General features: G+C 71.7%; 20 protein-coding genes. 9 read left to right on the forward strand and 11 right to left on the reverse strand.

The genetic code is table 11. The annotated features are described in order from the left end of the window. Positions 1 to 3: 3 nt before the first annotated feature. The 3 genes from WD026_RS01935 to WD026_RS01945 form a co-directional block, all read right to left on the reverse strand. Positions 4 to 408 carry a hypothetical protein gene (locus WD026_RS01935; protein ID WP_425721972.1) on the reverse strand — a complete coding sequence of 135 codons (405 nt, stop codon included), beginning with the start codon at positions 406 to 408 and terminating at the stop codon, positions 4 to 6. Positions 409 to 481: 73 nt separating this feature from the next. Continuing rightward, positions 482 to 1,123: a response regulator gene (locus tag WD026_RS01940; RefSeq protein ID WP_425721973.1), complete on the reverse strand. Its 642-nt coding sequence runs from the start codon at positions 1,121 to 1,123 to the stop codon at positions 482 to 484. An 8-nt stretch (positions 1,124 to 1,131) separates the two neighbouring features. After that, a complete protein-coding gene (locus tag WD026_RS01945; protein WP_425721974.1) occupies positions 1,132 to 3,210 on the reverse strand; it encodes a PAS domain S-box protein in 2,079 nt (692 codons plus the stop codon). A 75-nt stretch (positions 3,211 to 3,285) separates the two neighbouring features. Between WD026_RS01945 and WD026_RS01950 the strand changes: the two genes are divergently transcribed. Continuing rightward, positions 3,286 to 4,179 (forward strand): DMT family transporter, encoded by an 894-nt coding sequence (locus WD026_RS01950; protein WP_425721975.1) that lies wholly within the window; start codon positions 3,286 to 3,288, stop codon positions 4,177 to 4,179. A gap of 12 nt (positions 4,180 to 4,191) precedes the next feature. Here the strand turns inward: WD026_RS01950 and WD026_RS01955 are convergent, their stop codons facing one another. Then, positions 4,192 to 4,620: an RNA-binding S4 domain-containing protein gene (locus WD026_RS01955; RefSeq protein WP_425721976.1), complete on the reverse strand. Its 429-nt coding sequence runs from the start codon at positions 4,618 to 4,620 to the stop codon at positions 4,192 to 4,194. A gap of 16 nt (positions 4,621 to 4,636) precedes the next feature. Further along, on the reverse strand, positions 4,637 to 5,728 hold the full coding sequence (gene hemH, locus WD026_RS01960; RefSeq protein WP_425721977.1) for a ferrochelatase: 1,092 nt from the start codon (positions 5,726 to 5,728) through the stop codon (positions 4,637 to 4,639). Between the two features lie 19 nt (positions 5,729 to 5,747). On the opposite strand from hemH, the gene WD026_RS01965 reads away from it, so the two are divergent. Together WD026_RS01965 and WD026_RS01970 are read left to right on the forward strand one after the other, a co-directional pair. Continuing rightward, complete coding sequence (locus WD026_RS01965) at positions 5,748 to 6,473, forward strand: HAD family hydrolase (RefSeq protein WP_425721978.1); 726 nt, start codon at positions 5,748 to 5,750, stop codon at positions 6,471 to 6,473. 34 nt (positions 6,474 to 6,507) lie between these two features. Continuing rightward, on the forward strand, positions 6,508 to 7,158 hold the full coding sequence (locus WD026_RS01970; RefSeq protein ID WP_425721979.1) for a glutathione S-transferase family protein: 651 nt from the start codon (positions 6,508 to 6,510) through the stop codon (positions 7,156 to 7,158). Between the two features lies 1 nt (position 7,159). Here the strand turns inward: WD026_RS01970 and hpnE are convergent, their stop codons facing one another. Together hpnE and hpnD are read right to left on the reverse strand one after the other, a co-directional pair. Continuing rightward, positions 7,160 to 8,545: a hydroxysqualene dehydroxylase HpnE gene (gene hpnE, locus WD026_RS01975; protein WP_425721980.1), complete on the reverse strand. Its 1,386-nt coding sequence runs from the start codon at positions 8,543 to 8,545 to the stop codon at positions 7,160 to 7,162. Beyond that, a complete protein-coding gene (hpnD, locus tag WD026_RS01980; RefSeq protein WP_425721981.1) occupies positions 8,542 to 9,408 on the reverse strand; it encodes a presqualene diphosphate synthase HpnD in 867 nt (288 codons plus the stop codon). Before hpnD ends, hpnE begins: the two co-directional genes overlap by 4 nt. 61 nt (positions 9,409 to 9,469) lie before the next feature. On the opposite strand from hpnD, the gene WD026_RS01985 reads away from it, so the two are divergent. Next, the gene (locus WD026_RS01985; RefSeq protein WP_425721982.1) at positions 9,470 to 11,086 is read left to right on the forward strand and encodes a PAS domain-containing protein; all 1,617 of its coding nucleotides are present in this window, start codon (positions 9,470 to 9,472) and stop codon (positions 11,084 to 11,086) included. A gap of 15 nt (positions 11,087 to 11,101) precedes the next feature. Here WD026_RS01985 and WD026_RS01990 read toward each other — a convergent pair whose 3' ends face one another. Beyond that, entirely contained in the window at positions 11,102 to 11,620 is a 519-nt protein-coding gene (locus WD026_RS01990; RefSeq protein ID WP_425721983.1) for a DoxX family protein, read from the reverse strand. Between WD026_RS01990 and WD026_RS01995 the strand changes: the two genes are divergently transcribed. Together WD026_RS01995 and WD026_RS02000 are read left to right on the forward strand one after the other, a co-directional pair. Continuing rightward, positions 11,612 to 12,541: a LysR family transcriptional regulator gene (locus WD026_RS01995; protein ID WP_425721984.1), complete on the forward strand. Its 930-nt coding sequence runs from the start codon at positions 11,612 to 11,614 to the stop codon at positions 12,539 to 12,541. The genes WD026_RS01990 and WD026_RS01995 overlap by 9 nt on opposite strands. A gap of 145 nt (positions 12,542 to 12,686) precedes the next feature. Then, a complete protein-coding gene (locus WD026_RS02000; RefSeq protein WP_425721985.1) occupies positions 12,687 to 13,646 on the forward strand; it encodes a PQQ-dependent catabolism-associated beta-propeller protein in 960 nt (319 codons plus the stop codon). Here WD026_RS02000 and WD026_RS02005 read toward each other — a convergent pair. Next, positions 13,636 to 14,853 carry a CynX/NimT family MFS transporter gene (locus WD026_RS02005; RefSeq protein WP_425721986.1) on the reverse strand — a complete coding sequence of 406 codons (1,218 nt, stop codon included), beginning with the start codon at positions 14,851 to 14,853 and terminating at the stop codon, positions 13,636 to 13,638. The two genes, WD026_RS02000 and WD026_RS02005, sit on opposite strands and share 11 nt — an antisense overlap. Positions 14,854 to 14,969: 116 nt before the next feature. Here WD026_RS02005 and WD026_RS02010 point away from each other — a divergent pair, with 116 nt between their 5' ends. Together WD026_RS02010 and WD026_RS02015 are read left to right on the forward strand one after the other, a co-directional pair. Then, positions 14,970 to 16,166 carry an ABC transporter substrate-binding protein gene (locus tag WD026_RS02010; RefSeq protein WP_425721987.1) on the forward strand — a complete coding sequence of 399 codons (1,197 nt, stop codon included), beginning with the start codon at positions 14,970 to 14,972 and terminating at the stop codon, positions 16,164 to 16,166. Then, entirely contained in the window at positions 16,166 to 18,793 is a 2,628-nt protein-coding gene (locus WD026_RS02015) for an ATP-binding protein (protein WP_425721988.1), read from the forward strand. Before WD026_RS02010 ends, WD026_RS02015 begins: the two co-directional genes overlap by 1 nt. Positions 18,794 to 18,834: 41 nt before the next feature. Here the strand turns inward: WD026_RS02015 and WD026_RS02020 are convergent, their stop codons facing one another. After that, positions 18,835 to 20,643, reverse strand: coding sequence for an NAD(P)-binding domain-containing protein (locus tag WD026_RS02020; RefSeq protein WP_425721989.1), 1,809 nt, complete (start codon positions 20,641 to 20,643; stop codon positions 18,835 to 18,837). Between the two features lie 340 nt (positions 20,644 to 20,983). On the opposite strand from WD026_RS02020, the gene WD026_RS02025 reads away from it, so the two are divergent. Next, entirely contained in the window at positions 20,984 to 21,550 is a 567-nt protein-coding gene (locus WD026_RS02025) for a glycine zipper 2TM domain-containing protein (protein ID WP_425721990.1), read from the forward strand. Here the strand turns inward: WD026_RS02025 and WD026_RS02030 are convergent. Then, positions 21,483 to 22,103, reverse strand: a complete 621-nt coding sequence (locus tag WD026_RS02030) for a hypothetical protein (RefSeq protein WP_425721991.1) — start codon at positions 22,101 to 22,103, stop codon at positions 21,483 to 21,485. The genes WD026_RS02025 and WD026_RS02030 overlap by 68 nt on opposite strands.

The following is a 22,103-nucleotide window of genomic DNA, read 5'->3' on the forward strand; positions in this document are numbered from 1 at the left end:
GCCTCAGGCGCCCAGCCGGTGGCGGCGCATCCAGAGCTGCAGCGCGCGCGGCAGCTCGCTCCAGCACCAGCTGCGGGCGGCCGCTGTGCCCATGTCGGCCAGCTCGTCCATGCACAGGGTGTCGATGTGCTGCTGCTCCAGGGCGGGCAGCAGGTGGCCCTGGCAGGCCCGGTCGGCCCGCGCATCCACCACCGCCAGCGAGACCGGCCGGTGCGGCATGTCCTGCATGAGTGCCTGGCCGTCGGGCATCCACTGCAGGCGCAGGCGCTCGCTCCAGGGCTGCAGCAGGTCGATCAGGGTCTGGCGGGCACGCACCTGCTGCTCGCCGCGCCGGCAGATGAGCCACACCTCCAGCGCCTCGACGGCGGGGTGGGGCATCAGCGGGGCAGGGGCGGTGTCGGAACTCATGGCCCTCAATGTGCCGCGTGCCCCGGGGGCCGCGCTGCCGGGAAACCTGGACAGTGCCCTGCCGGAGACCCGGTCAGTTCTCGTCGGCGCTGATCAGGCCTTCGCGGATGGCCAGGCGCACCAGGGCGGGCAGGTCGCTCACCCCCAGCTTGGCCATGAGTCGGCTGCGGTAGGACTCCACCGTCTTGGGCGAGAGGTGCAGCGCCTCGCCGATGGCCGCGCTGGTGTGGCCGCGCACCACCATCAGGATGACCTGCTGCTCGCGCGCCGACAACGCCGCCAGACCGGTGGCCGGGCCGGTGTTCATCATGCCCTGCACCGCCAGCTCGGCCACCGCACCGCCCAGGTGGATGCGGCCCTGGGCCACCGCCTCCACGGCGGCCAGCACCTCGCGCGAGGGCGAGCCCTTGAGCACATAGCCCCGGGCGCCCAGGCGCATGGCCTCGGCCACGTGGCGCGGCTGGGCCGACATGGTCAGCATGATGGTGTGCACCGGCAGCGAGCGGCGCTGGATCTGTTCCAGCAGCTCCAGCCCGGAATGCAGGCCGATGTGCAGGTCCAGCAGCACCACGCCCGGCTGCAGCCGGGCCAGGTCGGCCAGGGCCTGGGTGGGCTGGTCGGACTCGCCCACCACGCGGTGACCGGCGCCCTCCAGCACCGCCCGCAGCCCGTCCCGCATCATGGCGTGGTCGTCAACCAGGTAGATGTCGCTCATGGTGGTGCTCAGGATAGCCCAGCACCCTCGGTCAGGGCGTCCCACACCAGGGTGACATGCGTGCCGCCGTCGGGTCCGCCGGCCACCGTCAGCCGGGCCCCGATGGCCAGTGCCCGCTCCCGCATGCCCACCATGCCCAGGTGGCCGGGTCGCCCCTGGGCCAGCCCGTCGCTCAGGCCGATGCCGTCGTCCTGCACCGACAGCTGCAGCCGCTCGGCATCGCCGTGAATCTCCACCCGCACCTGGCTGGCCCGCGCGTGCAGCAGGGCATTGGACAGGGCCTCGCGCGCCACCATGAAGGCGGCGTACTCCACATCGGCCGGCCACCGGCAGTCCTGTGCACCGGGCTGCACCGCCAGCACCAGCGCCACGTCGCCCGCATCGGTGCGGCGGCTGTGCAGCTCGTTGTCCAGCGCGGCCTGCAGGCCGGCGCTCTCCAGCAGCGGCGGGCGCAGGATCACCAGGGCCTGGCGCACTTCGGCGATGGCGGTGTCCACCAGCTCGCCCAGCTTGCGTTCGCGCTCCAGCCAGCGGGCGTCGGCGTCGGCCGGCCGCAGCCCGCACAGGGCATCGAAGGACAGCCGGATGGCGCCCAGCGTCTGGCCCAGCTGGTCGTGCAGGGTCTGGGCCAGGCGGCGGGTGGTGACCTTTTCCTGGTCGAGCAGGCGCTGGGTCAGCTCGGAGAGTTCGCTGCGGTAGCGCCGCAAGGCCCGTTCGGCCCGGCTGCGTTCGGTCACATCGCGCAGGATGGCGGTGACCAGCCACCGGCCGCGCACCCGCACCTCCGACACCGAGGCCTCCAGCTCCAGCGCGGTGCCGTCGGCGCGCAGGCCGCCCACCCGCCGCACCCCGCGTTCGTGCGTGTCGGGGTCGGCCTGCGGTGCCAGCCATTCGGCCAGCGGGCGGCCGGCGGCAGCGGGCAGCAGCCGCTCCAGCGGCTGGTCCAGCATCTGCCCGGCCGACAACCCGAAGATGCGGGCCGCCGCCGGGTTGGACAGCGTGACCCGGCCACGCTCGTCCACGCCGATGATGGCGTCGCTGGCCGCATCCACCACCGCGCTGAGCACCTCGCCCTGCTCGCGCAGGCGCCGCTCGGCATCGCTGAAGGGGCGCGCCAGGCGGCGGGCCACCGCAAAACCGGTCAGGCCCAGCAGCAGGGTGGCGCCGCCGCCCCACAGGAGCAGGTCGCGTTCGAGGGCATTCACCGACGCCAGGGCGGTGGCCACCGGCTGGGCCGCCACCACCTGCCAGCCGGTGCGCAGATCGGAATCGCCCGGCAGCACCGGCGCGCGGGCGATCAGCAGCTCGCGGCCTTCATCGTCCTGGCGGCGCAGGGCACGCCCGGCCGGCAGCGCCATCAGCCCGGCCCATTCGCCTTCGCGCCAGCCGGTGCGCGGCCCCAGCAGCACGCGCCCGTCGGCGTCCACCAGGGTGAGGGTGAGCGCCAGGTCGGTACCGGCCCCGCCCACCAGGGCGCTGCGCAGTTCGTCCAGGTAGCGCGCATTGAGGTGGGTGGCCATCACGCCGCGCAGGCCGCCCTGTGCGTCCTTGACCGGCAGTGCGATGTCGGCGAGTTCGTCCGGCACCGTCATGCCGTAGTCCAGCAGCGGCTGGCGCAGGGCCACGGGCGGGTGCAGCGTGCCGAACCACAGGCCCTGGCGGCCATTGACGTACACGCCCCGGTTGGCGATGGAGCGGCCCTCCAGCAGCCCGTCGCTGGCCGCCACCACCTGGCCCTCGGCATCGGTCAGGCCGATCCACACATACGCGCTGGACCGCTGCTTCTGCAGCTGCATCTGTTCGCGCAGGGCCGGCAGCGGCATCGGCCCGGTGGCCATGGCCGCGAGCAGCTCGATCTCGCCGGCCTTGCGGGCCAGCACGTTGGCGATCTGGCCGGCGTAGGCGTCGGCAAAGCGCTCCACCCGGTAGGCCGCGCGGGCGCGCAGCTCGGTGCCCACGCTGCGTTCGGTGGCCGCCAGCACCAGGGCCAGCAGCAGCAGGCCGGCAATGGCCGGCAGCAGGGGCAGGGCCCAGGTCAGCACCCGTTCGCGGGCCGGGCGGGGAGCTTGTACGGGGTGATCGGTCATGATCGACATTCAATCCCATCCGGCCCGGCCGGATCAACCCCGCGCCCGGCCTGCCACGGCCCATGACCACCGCCCATGACCACCGCCATATCCCGCACCGCCTTCCTCACCCTGCTGCTCATCGCCTGCATGATGGGTGCCAACCATGTGGGCGCCCGGCTGGCGTTCGACCACGGCCTGGACGTGGCCACCGCCGTGCTGTGCCGCAGCGGCGTGACCGCGCTGGTGCTGGTGGTGCTGCTGCGCCTGCAGGGCGTGCAGTGGCAGGTCACGCCCGGGCAGCGCCGCATGCTGCCCCGCATCGGCCTGCTGATCGCGGTGCAGAGCCTGTGCATCTATGCGGCGGTGGCCCGCATGCCGGTGGCACTGGCCTTGCTGGCCTTCAACACCTATCCGCTGTGGACCGCGCTGTGGGCCCGGGTGGTGTACGGCGAGCGCACGCCGCCCCGGCTGCTCAAGGCCATGCCGGTGATGCTGCTGGGCCTGGCCCTGGCGCTGGACGTGTCGGGGGCGGCATCGGGTGTGGCGGCGGCCAGTCACTGGGCGCGCATCGGTGCGGGCGTGGCCTTTGCCTTCACGGCGGCGGCCACCTTCGGGCTGGCGCTGGTGCTCACCCAGCACGGCACGGCCGGGCTGGACGGGCGGCTGCGCACCGGCGCCACGCTGGGCATGGTGGCCTTGCTGGCGGCGCTCGCCGTGGCCGGGCAGGGCGGCCCGCACTGGCCGCAGGCCGCGCCGGGCTGGTGGGGGCTGGCGGCGCTGGTCACGCTGTATGGCAGCGCGTTCACGCTCATGTTCACCGTGCTGCCGCGCCTGGGCGTGGTGGGCAACTCGGCCATCATGAACGTGGAGCCCATCTTTGCGCTGGTGCTGGCCTGGGCGCTGCTGGGCCAGGCCATCGCACCGGTGCAGGTGCTCGGTGGCCTGATGGTGGTGGGCACCGTGGTGTGGCTGGGCTGGCGGCGCTGAGCCGGCGCCGGGTCAGCTGTCGACCGAGGCGCTCCAGCGCGAACCCCAGTCGCCGAGCTGGCGGCGGTCGCGCTTGGTGGGGCGGCCCTGGGTCTGCGCCAGTGCCGGCTCCGGGGCCAGGCGGCGCTGTTCGGCGGCAGCGGCGCGCCGGGCGATGGATTCTTCGGTCTCGCGGTAGAGCAGGGCGGCCACGCTGGCCGAGCCGCGCACATCGCTGAGCGCCAGCACCTGCACCGTGCGGTCATCGAAGCCGGCCCGCAGCACGATGGTGTCGCCGCAGCGCACCTCGCGCGAGGGCTTGGCCGGCTGGCCGTTCACCTGCACCCGGCCGCGTTCGATGGCCTCTATGCTCAGGGCGCGGGTCTTGTAGAAACGCGCGGCCCAGAGCCACTTGTCCAGGCGGATGCGGGGGCTGGAGGCCTCGTCGGCGGGACGCTTCATGCCGTCAGGGGGCTGGTCAGTTGGTGGCGCCCAGGGCCAGTGCGCGTTCGCGGGCGGCCTGCAGCTCGGCCGCCGGCTCCTGGCTGCGCGTGGGCCAGCCCTGCAGGTGCTGCTCGGTCAGGTCGGCCAGTGCCTGCACCCACGGCGCATCGGCGTTCAGGCAGGGGATGTAGCTGAACCGCTCGCCGCCGGCGTGCAGGAAGGCCTCGCGCGCTTCCATGTTGATCTCCTCCAGCGTTTCCAGACAGTCGCTGGTGAAGCCGGGGCAGACCACGTCCACCTTCTTCAGGCCTTCGCCGGCCATCTTGATGAGGGTGGGCTCGGTGTAGGGCTCCAGCCACTTGGCCTTGCCGAAGCGGGACTGGAAGGTCACGGTCACCTGCTCGCGCGGGATGTCCAGTGCCTGGGCCACCAGGCGGGCGGTCTTGTGGCATTCGCAGTGGTAGGGGTCGCCCAGGTGCAGGGTGCGTTCGGGCACGCCATGAAAGCTCATCATCAGGTGGTCGCCCCGGCCATGGGCCGTCCAGTGGGCGCGGATGCTGCGGGCCAGCGCCTCGATGTAGCCCGGGTGGTCGTGGTAGCGGTTGATGAAGCGGAACTCGGGCAGGTTGCGCACCTGGGCAGCCCACTGCATGGCGGCGTCGATCACGCTGGCGGTGGTGGTGCCGCTGTACTGCGGGTAGGCCGGCAGCACCAGCACCCGGGTCGCGCCGGCGGCCTTGAGTTCGTCCAGCACCGAGGCCATGGACGGGTTGCCGTAACGCATGGCGTAGCGCACGGTGACGTGGTGGCCGCGTTGCTGCAGGGCCTGGCCCAGTTCGGTGGCCTGGCGCTCGGTCCAGACCTTCAGCGGCGAGCCCTCAGTGGTCCAGATGCCGGCGTACTTGGCGGCCGACTTGGCCGGCCGCACCCGCAGGATGATGCCGTGCAGGATGGCCATCCAGACCAGGCGCGGGATCTCGACCACCCGGGGGTCGCCCAGGAACTCGCCGAGGTAGCGGCGCAGGGCGGGCGCGGTGGGTTCGTCGGGGGTGCCCAGGTTGCACAGCAGGACCGCCGTGCGGGACGCCTGGCCATGGGAATACGGGGGTTCGGCAGAGAAGGACATGCGCTATTCTCCCGCAGCCATGAATACCCCCGAGATCCGCTCCCCGGCCGCCTTCGATCCCGAGCGGGTGCGGGGCATCACCATCGATCTGGACGACACCCTGTGGCCCATCTGGCCCACCATCGAGCGGGCCGAGCGGGTGCTGGCGGCCTGGCTGGCCGAACACGCCCCGGCCGCTGCGGCACTGGCGGGTTCGCCGGCTGCCCTGCGCGAGGTGCGCAACCACATCCAGACCACCCGCCCCGACCTGCATCACGACCTGAGCGCGCTGCGCCGCGAGTCCATCCGCCTGGTGCTGGAGCGGGCCGGCGACAACCCCGCCCTGGCCGAGCCGGCCTTCGAGGTCTTCTTTGCCGAACGCCAGCGGGTCGAGCTGTTCGACGATGCACTGCCCGCACTGGAATGGCTGGCCGCGCGCTACCCGGTGGTGGCCCTGTCCAACGGCAATGCCGACGTGCACCGGGTGGGCCTGGGCCGGCATTTCCGGGCGGCACTCAGCGCCCGCGAGTTCGGCGTGGGCAAGCCCGACGAGCGCATCTTCCACGCCGGGGCGCAGGCCGCCGGCGCCGAGCCGCAGCACATCCTGCATGTGGGCGACGACATCCACCTGGATGGCGTGGGTGGATTGCGCGCCGGCCTGCAGGTGGCCTGGGTGAACCGGCATGATCATCCCTGGCCTGCCGACGCACCGGCACCGCATGTGACCGTGTCCGACCTGCTCAGCCTGTGCCGGCTGCTGGCCTGAATCCTTCTTTCCCCCGACCCAACCCCTGTTCACCATGAGCCTCACCATCTACGGCATCGGCGCATCGCGCGCATCCCGCCCCCTCTGGACCGCGCTGGAGCTCGGCCTGTCGTTCCAGCATGTGCCCACCCCCTATGCCGGTGGCGCCACCCGCACGCCGGAGTACCTGGCCATCAACCCCAACGGCCACATCCCGGCCGTGGTGGACGAGCGCCCCGAGGGCCGCGTGGTGGTGTGGGAAAGCATGGCCTGTGCGCTGTACCTGGCGCGCCACCACGGCAAGGCCGACGGCGTGAGCATCGCCCCGGCCACGCCGTATGAAGACGCGCAGGCGCTGCGCTGGTCCTTCTGGGCCGCCAGCGAGGCCGAGGCCGACGCCCTGACCGTGCTGATGCACCGCATGGTCATGCCGGCCGATCAGCGCAAGCCCGAACTAGCCGACGCCGCCGAGCGCCGCCTGGCCGTGCCCTTCCGCGTGATCGAAGCCGAACTCACCGCCGCCCAGGCCCGCGGCCATGCCTGGCTGGCGGCCGACCGCTTCACCGTGGCCGACCTGCTGGTGGCCACCGTGCTGGGCTGGGCGCGCATGTCGGGCCCGCTGATGCAGGCCCACCCGGTCACGGCCGAATGGCTGGGCCGTTGCGTGGCGCGCCCGGGCTTCGCCCAGGCCCGCGGCATGGCCTGATTCAGCGACCCAGGGCCGCCTGTGCAGCGGCCACACCGCTGCGCACCGCCGCCTCCAGCGTGGCGGGGTAGGGGCCTTCGGTGTAGTCGCCGGCCGCCCACAGGCCTGGCGCCACGGCCTGGCCGGGCCGCTGCACACCCGGCGTGCAGGCAAAGGTGGCGCGTTTTTCGGTCACCGTCTGCAGGGGCTGCAGCACACCCACCGGCAGACCCAGTTCGTCGCGGGCCTGCTGCAGCACCGCCTGTTGCAGCGCGTCGCGCTCGCCCTGGCTGGCGCTGATGACGAAGGCCAGCACGCCCTGGGCCTGCACATCGTCCGGCCGCAGCCAGCCCCGGTCGAACACGAACTGCGCCGGAGCGCTGCGCAGCGCCAGCATGGGTGAGGGCAGGCGCTGGCCGGCGGCGTGCAGGTACACCGTGGTGATGGCGGTGTGCTGCAGCTGCCCGCAGGTGGTGGCCCAGCCGGGGTTCACCTCGGCGAGTGCGGCGGCCGCCACCGTGGGCTGGGTGGCCCAGATCACCCGGTCGAACACGGCGCTGCGGGTGCCGTCCGGGGTGGCCGCTGCCAGCGACCAACCTCCGCCTTGCCGCTGCACCTGTTGCACCCGCTGAACCGCCTGCACGCGGCACGCACGGTGCACCACCGCCGGCACCGGGGCTTCGGTGGCCAGCCAGCGCAGTGCCGCATCGGGCCACAGCGCCCCCAGGTCGGTGCGCGGCAGCAGCAGCTGCGAGGCGGCCCAGCCGCCATGGCCGGGGCCGAACAGGGCATCGCGCAGCACCCGCAGGAACACGGCCGCGCTGGCCTGCCCGGGCGGCACGTTCAGGGCCGACACGCACAGCGGCCCGATCAGCTCGTCCATGGCCCGCTTCGGCAGGCCGACCGACACGTCGGCCACGCTCAGGTGCGCGGCGCAGACAAAGCCCTGGCGCTGCCAGCGCAGCGAGGTGCGCAGCAGGCCCAGGCGCTCGGCCCAGGTCCAGCCGCGTGTGCCGCACAGCACGGCGGCCAGCAGCGCGGCCGGTGCCGGCCAGCCGGCCGCCCAGGCCGGGGTCGTCAGGCCGGTGCCATCGGCGTGCGGCATGCCCAGGGGCAGGGCCAGCAGCTCGCGGTGCGGCTCCAGCCCCACCTGTTCCATCAGGTCCAGCGTGGTGGCGTAGGCGCCGATCAGGATGTGCTGGCCGTTGTCCAGCCGCAGCGGTCCGGCCGGGCCGGCCACGTCGAGGGCGCGGGCGCGGCCACCGGGCTCGCGGGTGGCCTCGAACACGGTCACCTGGGCCCCCTGGCGCGCGGCCGTCACCGCTGCGGCCAGGCCGGCCCAGCCGGCACCCACCACCGCCACCGACAGGCCGTGGCCCGGCGCGGGCGTGTGCGGGGCTGCGTTCACAGCCGGCCCAGTGCCTGGACCTTCCAGGCCAGCCAGAACTTGCGCAGCGGCGTCAGGCTCACGCGCTGGTGCAGCACCAGCATCGGGTCTTCGGCGATCTCGTGCAGCAGGGTGCGGTAGATGCTGGCCATCATCAGGCCGGGCTTCTGGGCGCGCCGGTCGGCGGCCGGCAGCAGGGCCAGTGCATCGGCGTAGGTGGCCAGCGCGCGCTCGCACTGGAAGGCCATGAGGGCGCGGAAGCGGCGCTCGAAATCGGCGGCGTCGGTCCCGGGCGCCGGGCCCCGGCGCAGCAGCTCGTGGGCCTTCACATCGAAGCGCTGCAGCTCCTCGATGGGCAGGTAGATGCGGCCGCGCGTGGCGTCCTCGCCCACGTCGCGGATGATGTTGGTCAGCTGGAAGGCCAGGCCCAGCCGGTGGGCGTAGGCGGTGGTGCCGTCCTGCGTCTGGCCGAAGATGCGGGCGGCCACCTCGCCCACCACGCCGGCCACCAAGTGGCAGTAGCGCTGCAGGTTGGCGAAGTCCAGATAACGGTTCTGCTCCAGGTCCATCTGGCAGCCTTCGATCACCGCATCGAGGTGGCGGGCCTCGATGCCGTGCCCGGCCGCCAGCGGCATGAGCGCCTGCATCACCGGGTGGCTGGGCTGGCCGGCATAGGCCTGGGCCACCTCGCGCCGCCACCAGGCCAGCTTGGTCTGGGCCACGCCGGGGTCGGTCACCTCGTCGACCACATCGTCCACCTCGCGGCAGAAAGCATAGAAGGCCGTGATGGCCGCGCGCCGCACCGGTGGCAGAAAGAGAAAAGCGTAATAAAAACTGCTGCCCGATGCAGCGGCCTTTTGCTGGACGTATTCTTGTGGGGTCATGACAGGCGCGGGGTTGGCGAAGTGTACGCAGAGGCCGCCCCGCCACATTCCCGACCCTCCGATGACCCAGCCTGCTGCCTCCTGCCCCCTGCCCGCCAACGAGACCGACCGCCTCGCCACGCTGCACCGCATGCGCATCCTGGACACCCTCCCGCAGGAGGTGTTCAACCACATCACCGCGCTGGCCGCCGACATCTGCGGTGCGCCCATGGCGCTCATCACCCTCATCGACGAGCACCGCCAGTGGGTCAAGGCCCGGCTGGGCATGGAGATCGTCGAGACGCCGCGCGACCAGAGCTTCTGCACCCACACCGTGCTCGACAACGACCGGGTGCTGGTGGTGTCCGATGCCACGCAGGACAACCGCTTTGCGCAGCTGGAGAAGGTGCGCGCGGGCGAGGTGACCTTCTATGCCGGCGCGCCCATCGTCACGCCCGAGGGCCATGCGCTGGGCGCGGTCTGCGTGCTCGACAGCCAGCAGCGCGGCCTGAGCGAGCACCAGCAGGCCATGCTCACCCACCTGGCCGGCCTCACGCTGAGCCTGATCCAGCACGAGGCGCTGCGCCGCGAGGAAGCGGTGCAGACGCTCGACCAGGTGCAGCGCAGCGAGGCGGTGATCCGCCATGTGCTCGACCAGGGCCGCGAGATGGCCGCCTTCCTGGACCGCGACCACCGTTACCGGCTGGTCAACCCGGCCTTCGAGCTGTACTGGGTGGAACGGCGCGACGAGATCATGGGCATGCTGCTGCCCGACCTGGTGGGCCCGACCCTGTACCGCCAGCACCTGCGGGCAGCCATCCACCGCGCCATGGCCGGCGAGGAGGTGCAGATCGAGATCGACCATGTGTACCCCGGCCTGGGGCTGCGCCACATGGAGGTGCGCTACGGCCCGGCCCGCGACGACGACGGCCAGGTCATCGGCGTGGTGGAGCGTTACCGCGACATCACCGAACTGCGCCGCCAGGCGCGCGAGCTGGCCCGTGCCGTGGAGGCCCTGGAGGGCAAGCGCCGCCTGCAGCTGAAGTTCCTGCAGGCCGTCTCGCAGGACCTGCGCCAGCCGGTGGACGCCATCAACCAGGCCGTGCCCGCCGTGGCCGCCGGCCTGCCGCCGGATGCCGCGCCGGCCCGCCAGGGGCTGGACGCGGTGCGGCGCAGCGGGCGGCGCCTGTCGCTGCTGCTGGAAGACCTGCAGCTGGTGGGCGGGCAGGACCTGCGCGAACTCGCCACCGAGGCCACGCCGCTGGCCGAACGCATCGGCCGTGCGCTGGCCCGGCTGGGAGAAGAACTGGGCCAGGGGCCGCAGGCACGATCGGTGCAGATCGACCTGCTGGCCGACCTGCGGGTGCAGGTGGAGCCGGCCCTGCTGGAACTGGCCCTGCGCATCCTGCTGATGCAGGTGCATCGCCACCACCGCGACGCCGGCGTGCCCCTGCGGGTGTCGGCCCGTGCGGTGGAGGGCCAGGTGCAGATCGATGTGGGCACCGCGCCGGGCGGACCGGCGCTGACCGTGGCCACCGTGGCCCTGATGGCCGATCAGGTCAGCCCTGCCGAAGCGGACGACCTGGGCCTGTCCACCGTGCGCCACCTGGCGCGGCTGCACGGCGGTGTGCTGGCGCGGGCCGGGGAACCCGATGGGGCACCCCGGCTGGTCCTGCAGCTGCCGCTGGCCGGGGCCTGAGCGGCCCCGCCGTCTTCAGCGACGGCCGTCCACGCTCCAGCCACCGGCACCGGCGGCCGCCAGGCCCAGCAGACCGCCGACGATGGCCAGGTTCTTGAAGAACATCAGCTGCTGCACGAAAGCCTGATCGGCCGGCACCGCCCAGAAGGCGTGGAAGAACACACTGGCGGCCAGGGTGAACACCGCCAGCACCACGGCGGCCACGCGGGTGCCCGCGCCGGCCAGCAGGGCCAGGCCACCCAGCACCTCGACCACGATGGCGGCCACCGCACCGGCGGCTGCCATGGGCAGGCCGACCGAGGCGATGTAACCCACCGTGCCTTCGAAGCCGGTGATCTTGCTGATGCCCGCCGGCACGAACATGAGGGCCATCAGCGCGCGCGCGGCGAGCAGGAAGGCGTTGTGGGCGGTGGAGGGGGTGCTGGCATTCATGGGGAACTCCTGAACAAAGTGGATCGGTGACGGGACTGTAGATTGATCCTTCAATAGAAAAAATACCTCTGCACGGATAAGATTGTTCCAATCATGGACCAATACCGCCCGGCACCCGGCTTCACCCCCGATCCCAACGACCTGCTCATCTTTGCCCAGGTGGCCGAGCTGGGCAGCTTCAGCCGCGCGGCCGACCGGCTGGGTCTGCCCAAGTCCACCGTGTCGCGGCGCCTGAGCGCGCTGGAGCAGGGCCTGGGCGAACGCCTGCTGTGGCGCACCACCCGGCGCCAGACGCTCACCGAGTTCGGCCACCTGCTGCTCGACCATGCCCGCCAGGTCGCGGCCGAGGTGCAGGCCGTGGCCGCACTCAGTGCCCAGCGCAGCGCCGTGCCCAGCGGCCGCCTGCGCGTGTCCATGCCCAGCGACCTGGCCACGCTGCTGCTGGCCGCGCCCATGGCCGCCTTCATGGCCCGCTACCCCGACATCGCGCTGGACATCGATCTGTCGCCGCGCCGCGTGGACCTGCTGGGCGAGGGCTTCGATGCCGCCGTGCGCATCGGCCCGCTGCAGGACGACGGGCTGCTGGCCGCCCACGGCCTGCGGCCGCTGCGCAGCGGGCTGTACGCCTCGCCCGAGCATGTGCGCCGCCACGGCATGCCGCAGCACCCGGACGACCTGCTGGGCCAGAGCGCCGTGGGCCTGCTGGGGCCGCGCGGTGCCACCGCGCCCTGGGTGCTGCTGCGCGGCACCGAGCGCTGGGAAGGCCTGCCGCCGGCCCGGGTGTCGGCCAACTCGCCGGAGATGATGATCCGCCTGGCCGCGCTGGGCGCCGGCGTGGCCGCCGTGCCCGACCTGCTGGCCCGGGCCGAGTCCCAGCGCAGCCCGCTGGTGCGGGTGCTGCCCGACTGGTCCCTGCCGCCCGAGCCGGCGGCGGTGGTGTTTCCGGGCCGCAAGCTCATGCCGCCCAAGACCCGGGTGTTCATCGACATGGTGCGTGCCGCGTTCGAGTCCGACGGGGCCTGAGCAACACACTCTGTGCCAGATTGGCACAGTCACGCGGCGCCGTTCATGGCCTGTTTAGCCAGCTGCCCTGGCACCGGAATTGCTGCCCCGCTCACGCCGGTCTGTCACAGTCCGGCACACCCACAACACCGAGGAGACAAACCCCATGCTGCAGCTCACCCGTATCGCCCTGGCCAGCCTGACCCTGCTGGCCACCGCCGCCAGCGCCCAGGTCTTCGTGTCCAGCGAGAAGGACAACAAGATCTACGTGTTCGACACCCAGGGCAAGGCCACCTCGGCCATCGACACCTGCAAGCGCCCGCGCCACATGATGTTCAACGCCGACAAGAGCACGCTCTACGTGTGCTGCGGCGACAGCAACCAGCTCGGCGTGGTGGACGTGGCCAGCGGCAAGATGACCGGTACCGTGCCGCTGGGCGACAGCCCCGAGATCTTCGACCTCAGCCCCGATGGCAAGACGGTGTATGTGTCCATCGAGGACGAGAACGTCATGGCCGCCTACGACCTGGCCACCCGCAAGCCGCTGTTCACGGTGAAGACCGGTGGCGAGCCCGAGGGCGTGCTGGTCACGCCCGACGGCAAGTTCGCCTACGTCACCTCCGAGGTGGCCAACGTGGTGCACTACATCGACCTCGGCTCCCGCAAGGTGGTCAAGAACATCAAGGTCGGCAAGCGGCCGCGCCGCTTCGTGCTGGCCGACGGCGGCAACGAGCTGTGGGTCACCAACGAGCTCGACGCCTCGGTCAGCGTGGTCAACACCCGCGACCAGTCGGTCAAGTCCACCATCAAGTTCGCGGTGCAGGGCCTGCGCGAGGCCGACATCACCCCGGTGGGCATGACGCTCAGCCCCGACGGCAAGACCATGTGGGTCGGCCTGGGCAAGGCCAACCATGTGACCGAGGTGGACGTGGCCAGCAAGAAGCCGGGCCGCCAGGTGCTGGTGGGCAAGCGGGCCTGGGGCCTCACGCTGCACCCCGATGGGAAGACGCTTTACGTGAGCAACGGCCTGTCCGACGACATGACCCTGGTGGACACCGCATCGGCCAAGGCCATCCGCACCGTGGCGGTGGGCCGGGTGCCGCACAGCATCCTGGTCAAGCCCTGAGGCGTTCCAGCCCCAGCGCCAGCAGCACACCCAGCACCGCCGCGCTGGTGGTCACCACCCAGGTGAACTGCCAGCCGCCGGTCTGGGCCGCCACCCAGGCCACCAGCGGCGGGCCGGCAAACTGCCCGGCCGACGACCACTGCTGCACCCAGCCCACGGTGGTCGACACCGCCCGCTCGCCCGGTGCCACGCGCACCGCCAGCGAGAACAGCGTGGCCGGCACCAGCCCGCCCACCATCGAAAAACCCAGCACCGCCGCAAAGCGCGCCAGCGGCGGCAGGCCGCTGCCGTCGGGCAGCTGTCCGAAGGCCAGCACCGCCAGGCTGCCCATGGCCACAAAACCGATCAGCAGCAGCCGCTGCGCCGGCCAGCCCGCGTGCAGCAGGCGCCCGGCGCTCACATTGCCCGCCACGTTCACCAGCGAAGCCAGCGCGGTGAGCGCGCCCGCCGCCGTGCCGGCAATGCCGGCCTGCGCATACACCGTGGGCAGGAAGCCGATGACCGCCATCCACTGGCTGGAGTACATGGCAAAGGCCAGTGCCACCGCCCACGGACCGCCGGCTGCCAGCGTGGCGCGCAAGGGGGCGGCCCAGGCCCGCAGGCCGCCGGTGCCGGCTTCGGCGGTGCGGGCCGGGTCGGCCGGTAATGCCCGCCACAGCCACACCGCCATGGCGGCCGAGGCCAGGGCCAGCAGGCTCCACAGCCCCCGCCAGCCCGCCAGGTGCAGCACCGGCGGCGCCAGCAGCAGGGCCACGGCGGTGCCGGTGGGCATGTAGGTGCCCCACAGGCCCAGGTGCAGCGACAGCCGCTCGGGCGCCACCAGCCGGCGGATCAGGCTGGGCGCCGGCAGGCAGGCCAGCAGGAAACCCAGGCCTTCCAGCGCCCGCAGCGCCAGCAGCGCGGTGGGTCCCTGCGCCAGCAGCCCGCCCAGGCTGGCCAGCGCCAGCACGGCCTGCCCGGTGACCACGCTGCGGCGCAGGCCGGCGCCATCGGCCAGCAGGCCCACCAGCAGACCGCCCAGCATGCCGGCCAGCTGCACCACCGACAGCAGGAAGCCGGCCTGCAGCAGCGTCACGCCCAGGCCCTCGGCGAGCACCGGCAAGGAGGGCGGCATCTTGCCGATGTGCAGCGCGGCCACCAGGCCGCTCACCAGCACCAGGGTGGCGCCGGCGGGGTGGTGGGCAGGAGGGCTGGGGCGGGCGGTCATGCCTGGATCATCGCAGCCGTGGGTTTGATGCGTGTCAATCTGCGGTGCTTTTCCACGGTTCAGGCACGGTGCACGCCGCCAGAATAGGGGGGTCTTCTTTCCTGAGGCTTGCCGCAATGCGTCGATGGCTGGTTGGATTGCTGTTCTTCTGGGCCAGTGCCATGGGTGTGCTGCAGGCGCAGCCCGCGCCGGTGTACGTGGGCCTGGACGCCGAGTTCGGACACCGCACCAGCACCTCGGCCCAGGCCATCCAGCAGGGCATCGAGATCGCCATGGCCGAGATCAACCAGGCCGGCGGCGTGCTGGGCGGGCGCAAGCTCTCGCTGGTGACGTCGGACAACCGCTCCGTCACCGCGGTGGGCCTGGACAACCTGCGCAAGCTGGCCGCCCAGCCCGATCTGGTGGCCGTCTTCGGCGGCAAGTTCAGCCCCATCTACATCGAGGCCCTGCCGCTGGTGCACGAACTCGGGCTGCCCCTGCTGGACCCCTGGGGTTCGGCCGACGGCATCACCGACCACCCGCACCAGCCCAGCTACACCTTCCGCCTGTCCATCAAGGACGCCTGGGTCGGTCCGGCCTTCGTGCGTTTTGCCCGTGAACACCACCGGGCCGCACGGCTGGGGCTGCTGGTGCCCAACACCGCCTGGGGCCGCAGCAACAAGGCCGCCCTGGAAGCGGCCGTGGGTGCCACACCCGACATGAAGCTGGTGGCCCACCGCTGGTACAACTGGGGCGATGCCTCGTTGCTGGCCAGCTACCAGGCCCTGCGGGAGGCCGGTGCCCAGGTCATCGTGCTGGTGGCCAACGAGACCGAAGGCTCGCTGCTGGTCCGCGAGATGGCCGGCCTGCCCAAGGACCAGCGCCTGCCGGTCATCAGCCACTGGGGCATCACCGGCGGGGAATTTGCCCGCATGGCCGGCCCGGCGCTGGACGCCATCGATCTGGCGGTGGTGCAGTCGTACAGCTTCGTGGGCGCGCAGTCGCCCAAGGCCCAACGGGTGCTGGCCGCCCTGCAGCGGGGCTGGGGCTACGCCACGCCCGAGCAGGTGCCCAGCCCGGTGGGGGTGGCCCATGCCTACGACCTGATGCACCTGCTGGCGCGCGCCATCGACAAGGCCGGCAGCTCCGACCGCCGCGCGGTGCGGGCCGCGCTGGAGCAGCTGGGGCCGTACGACGGCCTGGTGCAGCGCTATGCCCGCCCGTTCACGCCCGCCCGGCACGACGCCCTGGGGCCTGAGCGCATCTTCTTTGCGCGCTACACCGCCAACGACGAACTCATCCCCATGACACCGTCGGTGCACCGCCGCCCGTGATGCCCCTGCTCAACACCCCGCCGCCGCTGGCCCGCCGCATCCAGCGCATCGCGTTCGCCATGTCGGCCCTCATCGTGGCCACGCTGGTGGCCGGCTCGCTGGTCATTACCGTGATGGAGGTGCCCGCCAACGAAGAGCGCGCCCACGACGGCGCCGCCCGCGTGCTGGGCGACGCCATGTCCAGCGACATCAGCTTTCACCTGCGCAGCCTGCGCGACCTGAGCCAGAGCACCCTGGTCTGGACCAGCCTGACCGACTCCGCCGGGCGCGACGCCTACCTCAGGCCCTTCCTGGAAGGCTCCTCGCGCAGCCCCGATGCCATGCCCCTGCTGCTGGTGGACTACCAGGGCCGGCCCATGGCCGGTGCGCTGCCCGGCTCGCTGGCCGTGGCCGAATGGCAGCCGGCGGTGACCACTGCCATGCGCGACCGCAAACCCCACCTCACCGTGGTCACCCCGGGCGGGCGGCCCAGCCTGGTGATGGTGTTTCCGGTGGTGTACCCCTACACCCGCGATGCCATCGGCGCCATGGTCGGCGTGGTCGACCTGGACGCCCAGTTCCACCGCCGTGCCGCCGGCCTGGGCGAGGGCCTGGGCGTGGACCTGATGCTGGGCGACAAGGCGCTGGAGAGCATCGTGGCCGGCAGCGGCCCGCACGCCCCTGCGTCCGGCCAGGCCCTGGCCCTGCCGGAAGACGTGCGCCGCCACTTCCCGGTCACGGTGCAGATGCCGCTGGAGCCCCCGGTGAGCAACGGCGCCCTGGGCATCCGCCTCTACGGCATGGAGAGCCCGTGGTACGGACCCATCATGACCCGGCTGGCGCTGGCCGGCCTGCTGGCGGTGCTGCTGTGCGGCCTGACCTGGCACCTCTCGGGCGTGATGGCCCGGCGCATCACCGCGCGGCTCAACCGCCTGGTGGAGGACTGCCGGGCCGTGGCCGACGGCAGCTCGCGCACCGTGTCCGACGACACCCGCCAGGACGAGATCGGCCTGCTGGCCCGCACCCTGCGCCAGGCGCTGACTGCCTATGACGACATCAATGCCCGGCTGGAAGCCTGGGTGATCGAGCGCACCGCCGAACTCAGCCAGAGCGAGGAGCGCTTCCGCAGCGCCATCGACGCCATCGAGGAGGCCTTCGTCATCTACGACCCGCAGGACCGCGTGGTGTACGCCAACGAGCGTTTCCGCCAGTCCTATGCCGGCCTGCCCGGTGGCGTGCAGCCCGGCCGCAGCTTTGCCGACCTGGCCCAGGCCTGGTGGCGCCACCAGAACCCCGAGGGCACCGCCCAGGAGCTGCAGCGCTGGCTGGAGCGGCGCATGGCCGAACACCGCCACGGCCACACCACGGTGCAGCAGATCGGCGAGCGCTGGGTGCGCGACATCGAGCACCCCACGCCCAGCGGCTACGTGGTGGGTCTGCGGGTGGACATCACCGAGCTGGTGCAGGCGCGCCAGCAGGCCGAGGGCGCCAACCAGGCCAAGAGCCGTTTCCTGGCCACCATGAGCCACGAACTGCGCACCCCCATGAACGGCGTGCTGGGCATGGCCCAGCTGCTGCTGCTGCCCGACCTGACCGAAGACGAACGGCTGGAGTACGCCCAGACCATCCTGGGCTCCGGCGAGGCGCTGCTGCGCCTGCTCAACGACATCCTGGACTTCTCCAAGATCGAGTCCGGCAACGTCGAGCTCGACCTCGGCCCCACCGTGCCCTTCGATGTGGTGCACGAGTCCGCCGAGCTGTTCCGCCAGGTGGCCGAGCAGAAGGGCCTGCGGTTCACCGCGGCCTGGAACGGCCCGTCCGGCCGCCGCTATGTGACCGATGCCAGCCGGCTGCGCCAGATCCTGCTGAACCTGCTGAACAACGCCATCAAGTTCACCCAGACCGGCCAGGTGCGGCTGGAGGGGCGCGAGGTGTCGTGCGAGGACGAACGCGCGGTGCTGGAGTTCACCGTCACCGACACCGGCATCGGCATCGCGCCGGAGCAGGTGGCCCTGCTGTTCAAGCCCTTCTCGCAGGTGGACGGCTCCATCACCCGCCAGTTCGGCGGCACCGGCCTGGGCCTGTCCATCGTCAAGGGCCTGGCCGAGCTGCTGGGCGGGCGCACCGGCGTGCAGAGCGAGCAGGGCAAGGGCTCGCGCTTCTGGCTGCGCATCCCCGCGCGGGTGGTGCGCCAGCCGGCCGGCATGACCGAACCCGGTGCCCTGCCGCCGGCCCGCATGGACAACGGCCCGCCGCTCAAGGGCACCGTGCTGGTGGTGGACGACCACCCCATCAACCGCAAGTTCGTCGAGATCCTGCTGGGCAAGATGGGCCTGGAGGTGCGCGTGGCCGAAGACGGCCAGCAGGCCCTGAACCTGCTGTTTGCAGGCTCTGCCGTGGATGCCGTGCTCATGGACCTGCAGATGCCCAACATGGACGGGCTGGAAGCCACCCGCCGCATCCGCGCCTGGGAGGCCGAGCAGGGCCGCCCGCGCCTGCCGGTGGTGGCGCTCACCGCCGATGCCTTCGACGAGGCCCGCCTGCGCACCCACGAGGCCGGCATGGACGCCTTCCTGGCCAAGCCCATCGTGCCCCAGCGCCTGCGCGAGACGCTGGAGCGCCTGCTGCCCGCCGCCAGCCTGATGTGAGGCCGGCGGCCGGGCGCTGCCCAAGTCCAGGTCAACGCTCTTCAGCGCAGGTGGTGCACCGCCGCCTGCCCGTACACCGGCGTGTCCAGGCCCTCGTAGCGGGCCTTGAGCTGCAGCGACAGGAACTGCGAATAGTGCCGGCTCTGGTGCAGGTTGCCGCCGTGGATCCACAGCTGCTTCTGGTTGGTGGGCTTCCACATGTTGCGCAGCTCGCCTTCCCAGGGCCCCGGGTCCTTGGTGGTGCTCGACCCCAGGCCCCACACCTTGCCCACGCGGTCGGCCACCTCGGGCGACACCAGGTCGGCCAGCCAGTGGTTCATGCTGCCGTAGCCGGTGGCATAGACGATCACGTCGGCCGGCAGCTCGGTGCCGTCGGTGAGCACCACGCTCTTCGGTTTGATCTTCTGGAAGTTCACGCCGCTGCGCAGCTTGATCTGGCCGTTGGCCACCAGCTCGCTGGCCCCCACGTCGATGTAATAGCCCGAGCCGCGGCGCAGGTACTTCATGAACAGGCCCGAGCCGTCGTCGCCGAAGTCCAGCATGAAGCCGGCCTTCTCCAGGCGGCCGTACAGGTCGGCGTCGCGCTTCTTCATCTCCTCGTACACGGGGATGTGGAAGGTGTGCATGATCTTGTAGGGCACGCTGGCAAAGATCAGGTCGGCCTTGTGGTGGTCGATGCCGTTCTTCACCGCCTCTTCGCTGTAGAGCCCGCCCAGGGCCAGCTCCATGAGCGAGTTGCTGGGCGCAATGTGCGTGCTGCTGCGCTGGACCATGGTCACGTCCACGCCGTGCTCCACCAGCGCGGCACAGATGTCGTGCGCCGAGTTGTTGGAGCCCAGCACCACCACCTTCTTGCCGATGTAGCCCTCGGGCCCCGGGTGCTTGCTGCTGTGGTGCTGCTCGCCCTCGAACGTGTCGGCGCCCTCGATCTTCGGCACGTTGGCATAGCCCGACACGCCGAGTGCAAACACCAGCTGCTTCGGTCGCAGGGTCACCGGCTCGCCGTTGCGTTCCACCAGCACTTCCCACTCGCCGGTGTCTTCATGGAAGGTGGCCTTTTTGGCCACCGTGCTGCCCCAGTAGTTGATCTCCATGACCTTGGTGTACATCTCCAGCCAGTCGCCCACCTTGTCCTTGGGCGCGAACACCGGCCAGTCGTCCGGGAAGGGCAGGTAGGGCAGGTGGTCGTACCAGACCGGGTCGTGCAGGTGCAGGCTCTTGTAGCGGTTGCGCCAGCTGTCGCCGGCACGCGGGTTCTTCTCCACCACGATGGCCGGCACGCCCAGCTTGCGCAGCCGGGCCGCCAGCATGATGCCGCCCTGGCCGCCGCCGATGATCACCACATACGGCTGTTCCTCGTAGCCCAGGCGGGCCTCTTCGTCCTGGCGTTGTTCCAGCCAGCTCTTGCGGCCCGGGTGCACGCCGTGCTCGGCGCCCTTGATGCGGCGCTCCCCGCGCTTCTCCTCGAAGCCCTTGAGCTCGGTCATGGTGGTCAGGAAGGTCCAGGCCTTGTCGCCCTCGGCCGTGGCCTTCAGCCGCAGATGGCCGCGTCCGCGCGCTACCTTCGTCTCGAAGGTGAACCAGGCGTCCACCACGCCGTCGGCCTCGGTGGCCTCGCCCTCCAGGGCAAAGGCGCCGGGCGCGGTGTCGGCCAGGCGCTCGCGCAGCATGTCGGCGATGGCCTGCTGGCCTTCCTGGGTGCGGATGTTCCAGGTGAAGGCCACCAGGTCGCGCCAGTAGCAGTCGGCATCGAACAGGGCGGTGGCGGCCGCGATGTCGCCGGCGCCGAGCGCGGTCTGGAAATCGGACAGCCAGTCGGCGGCCCGTTGGGAGGGCGTCTTGGGTTGCATGTGTTGTGTCTCCGTTGGCCGGCCTCGACACGGGCCGGTGCGCTGGTGTTCTCAAGACGCGTGCCAGCACCGCGCCAGCGCCAAGTGCTTGATCTGCAAGGCATCCGGCCCCGCACCGGGCCTGTCACAGGGTGGCAGTTGTCACCCCCCTGGCGTGACAGGTGTCACCCCCGCGGCGCGCATGAACGACGGCTGTACCGGTGCCCCCGGGCGGTAAAGAGTTGCAGCCAGGTGTAAGCGTCCAGCCCGATGGCGATACCTGCGGTAACAGGCCCCCGCTGCACCCCCGCTAGATTGCGCCCCAGGACGCCGGCCGGTGCCGGCACACAGGAGGTACGTTATGGATCAATCGATGATGAAGGGCCTGGTTGTGGGCGGTCTGTCCATGGTGGTGCTGGGTGCCGGCGCCGTGGGCGGCTACCGCTACCTGCAGCCCGAAGTGGCCCAGGTGGTGGGCGTGAAGGAAGTGACCAAGACCGTCTCCACCCCGCGCGAAGTGTGTGAAGACGTGGCCGTGCGCCGCCAGGCCCCGGTGCAGGACCAGAACCGCATCGCCGGCACCGCCGTGGGCGCCATTGCCGGCGGCCTGCTGGGCAGCGCGGTGGGCAACGGCAGCGGCAAGACCCTGGCCACCGTGGCCGGTGCCGTGGGCGGCGGCTATGCCGGCAACCAGGTGCAGAAGAACATGCAGCAGAACGATGTGGTCGTCACCAACGAACGCCGCTGCCGCATGGTGCAGGAGAAGACGCAGCAGCTGGTGGGTTACGACGTGACCTTCACCCTGGACGGCAAGCAGGGCGTGGTGCGCACCTCGTGGAAGCCGGGCGACACCCTGCCGGTCAGGAACGGGCAGATCGATACCACCCCGCCGGCCCAGGCGCAGGCCCTGTCGCAGGACCGTTCCTGATCCAGTCCGGCAGCACTGCGCCCTCGGGCAGCTGGCGCAGCAGGTGCTGACAGCGCTCCACCTGCCGGCCCTCGCTCACCGGCAGCGAGATGCGCAGGCGGCTGCCCTCCAGCGGCGCGGCAAATTCCAGGTCGAGCAGCTGCCGGAACTCGTGCTCCTGGTGGCCTTCGCGCCACTCCACGCGGCGCAGCTCGCTCCAGGGCACAAAACGTTCCTCGCTCAGGGCCGGGCCCAGCAGCGTGGGCGCATGGCTCCAGTGCAGCCACACGCCCCGCGGGTCGATGCGGGCCGCGTGCAGCCGGAACAGGTCGCTGCTCAGCGCCCGGAAGCCCACCAGAAACCCCCCCAGTCCCAGCAGGCCGGCGGCCACCGCCATGTGGCCCATGGTGTCCACGTTCCACCAGGCCCACACCCGGTCGGTCACCGGCAGCAGCAGGGCACCCAGCAGGCAGGCACCCGCCAGCAGCAGCCGCCACAGTCGCGGATGGCCGTCGAACGGCTCCGGCCCGTCCATGTCCAGATCGAAGCGGTCGGTGGACGGAGCCGCGCTCAC

Origin of the sequence: Hydrogenophaga sp. R2, assembly GCF_049843595.1 — a bacterium.
Classification (GTDB): domain Bacteria; phylum Pseudomonadota; class Gammaproteobacteria; order Burkholderiales; family Burkholderiaceae_C; genus Hydrogenophaga.

Excerpts from the sequence above, each read along its gene's own strand:
- WD026_RS01935 (WP_425721972.1), bottom strand. The coding sequence starts at position 408 with ATGAGTTCCGACACCGCCCCTGCCCCGCTGATGCCCCACCCCGCCGTC.
- WD026_RS01940 (WP_425721973.1), bottom strand. The coding sequence starts at position 1,123 with ATGAGCGACATCTACCTGGTTGACGACCACGCCATGATGCGGGACGGG.
- WD026_RS01945 (WP_425721974.1), bottom strand. The coding sequence starts at position 3,210 with ATGACCGATCACCCCGTACAAGCTCCCCGCCCGGCCCGCGAACGGGTG.
- WD026_RS01950 (WP_425721975.1), top strand. The coding sequence starts at position 3,286 with ATGACCACCGCCATATCCCGCACCGCCTTCCTCACCCTGCTGCTCATC.
- WD026_RS01955 (WP_425721976.1), bottom strand. The coding sequence starts at position 4,620 with ATGAAGCGTCCCGCCGACGAGGCCTCCAGCCCCCGCATCCGCCTGGAC.
- hemH (WP_425721977.1), bottom strand. The coding sequence starts at position 5,728 with ATGTCCTTCTCTGCCGAACCCCCGTATTCCCATGGCCAGGCGTCCCGC.
- WD026_RS01965 (WP_425721978.1), top strand. The coding sequence starts at position 5,748 with ATGAATACCCCCGAGATCCGCTCCCCGGCCGCCTTCGATCCCGAGCGG.
- WD026_RS01970 (WP_425721979.1), top strand. The coding sequence starts at position 6,508 with ATGAGCCTCACCATCTACGGCATCGGCGCATCGCGCGCATCCCGCCCC.
- hpnD (WP_425721981.1), bottom strand. The coding sequence starts at position 9,408 with ATGACCCCACAAGAATACGTCCAGCAAAAGGCCGCTGCATCGGGCAGC.
- WD026_RS01985 (WP_425721982.1), top strand. The coding sequence starts at position 9,470 with ATGACCCAGCCTGCTGCCTCCTGCCCCCTGCCCGCCAACGAGACCGAC.
- WD026_RS01995 (WP_425721984.1), top strand. The coding sequence starts at position 11,612 with ATGGACCAATACCGCCCGGCACCCGGCTTCACCCCCGATCCCAACGAC.
- WD026_RS02000 (WP_425721985.1), top strand. The coding sequence starts at position 12,687 with ATGCTGCAGCTCACCCGTATCGCCCTGGCCAGCCTGACCCTGCTGGCC.
- WD026_RS02005 (WP_425721986.1), bottom strand. The coding sequence starts at position 14,853 with ATGACCGCCCGCCCCAGCCCTCCTGCCCACCACCCCGCCGGCGCCACC.
- WD026_RS02010 (WP_425721987.1), top strand. The coding sequence starts at position 14,970 with ATGCGTCGATGGCTGGTTGGATTGCTGTTCTTCTGGGCCAGTGCCATG.
- WD026_RS02015 (WP_425721988.1), top strand. The coding sequence starts at position 16,166 with ATGCCCCTGCTCAACACCCCGCCGCCGCTGGCCCGCCGCATCCAGCGC.
- WD026_RS02020 (WP_425721989.1), bottom strand. The coding sequence starts at position 20,643 with ATGCAACCCAAGACGCCCTCCCAACGGGCCGCCGACTGGCTGTCCGAT.
- WD026_RS02025 (WP_425721990.1), top strand. The coding sequence starts at position 20,984 with ATGGATCAATCGATGATGAAGGGCCTGGTTGTGGGCGGTCTGTCCATG.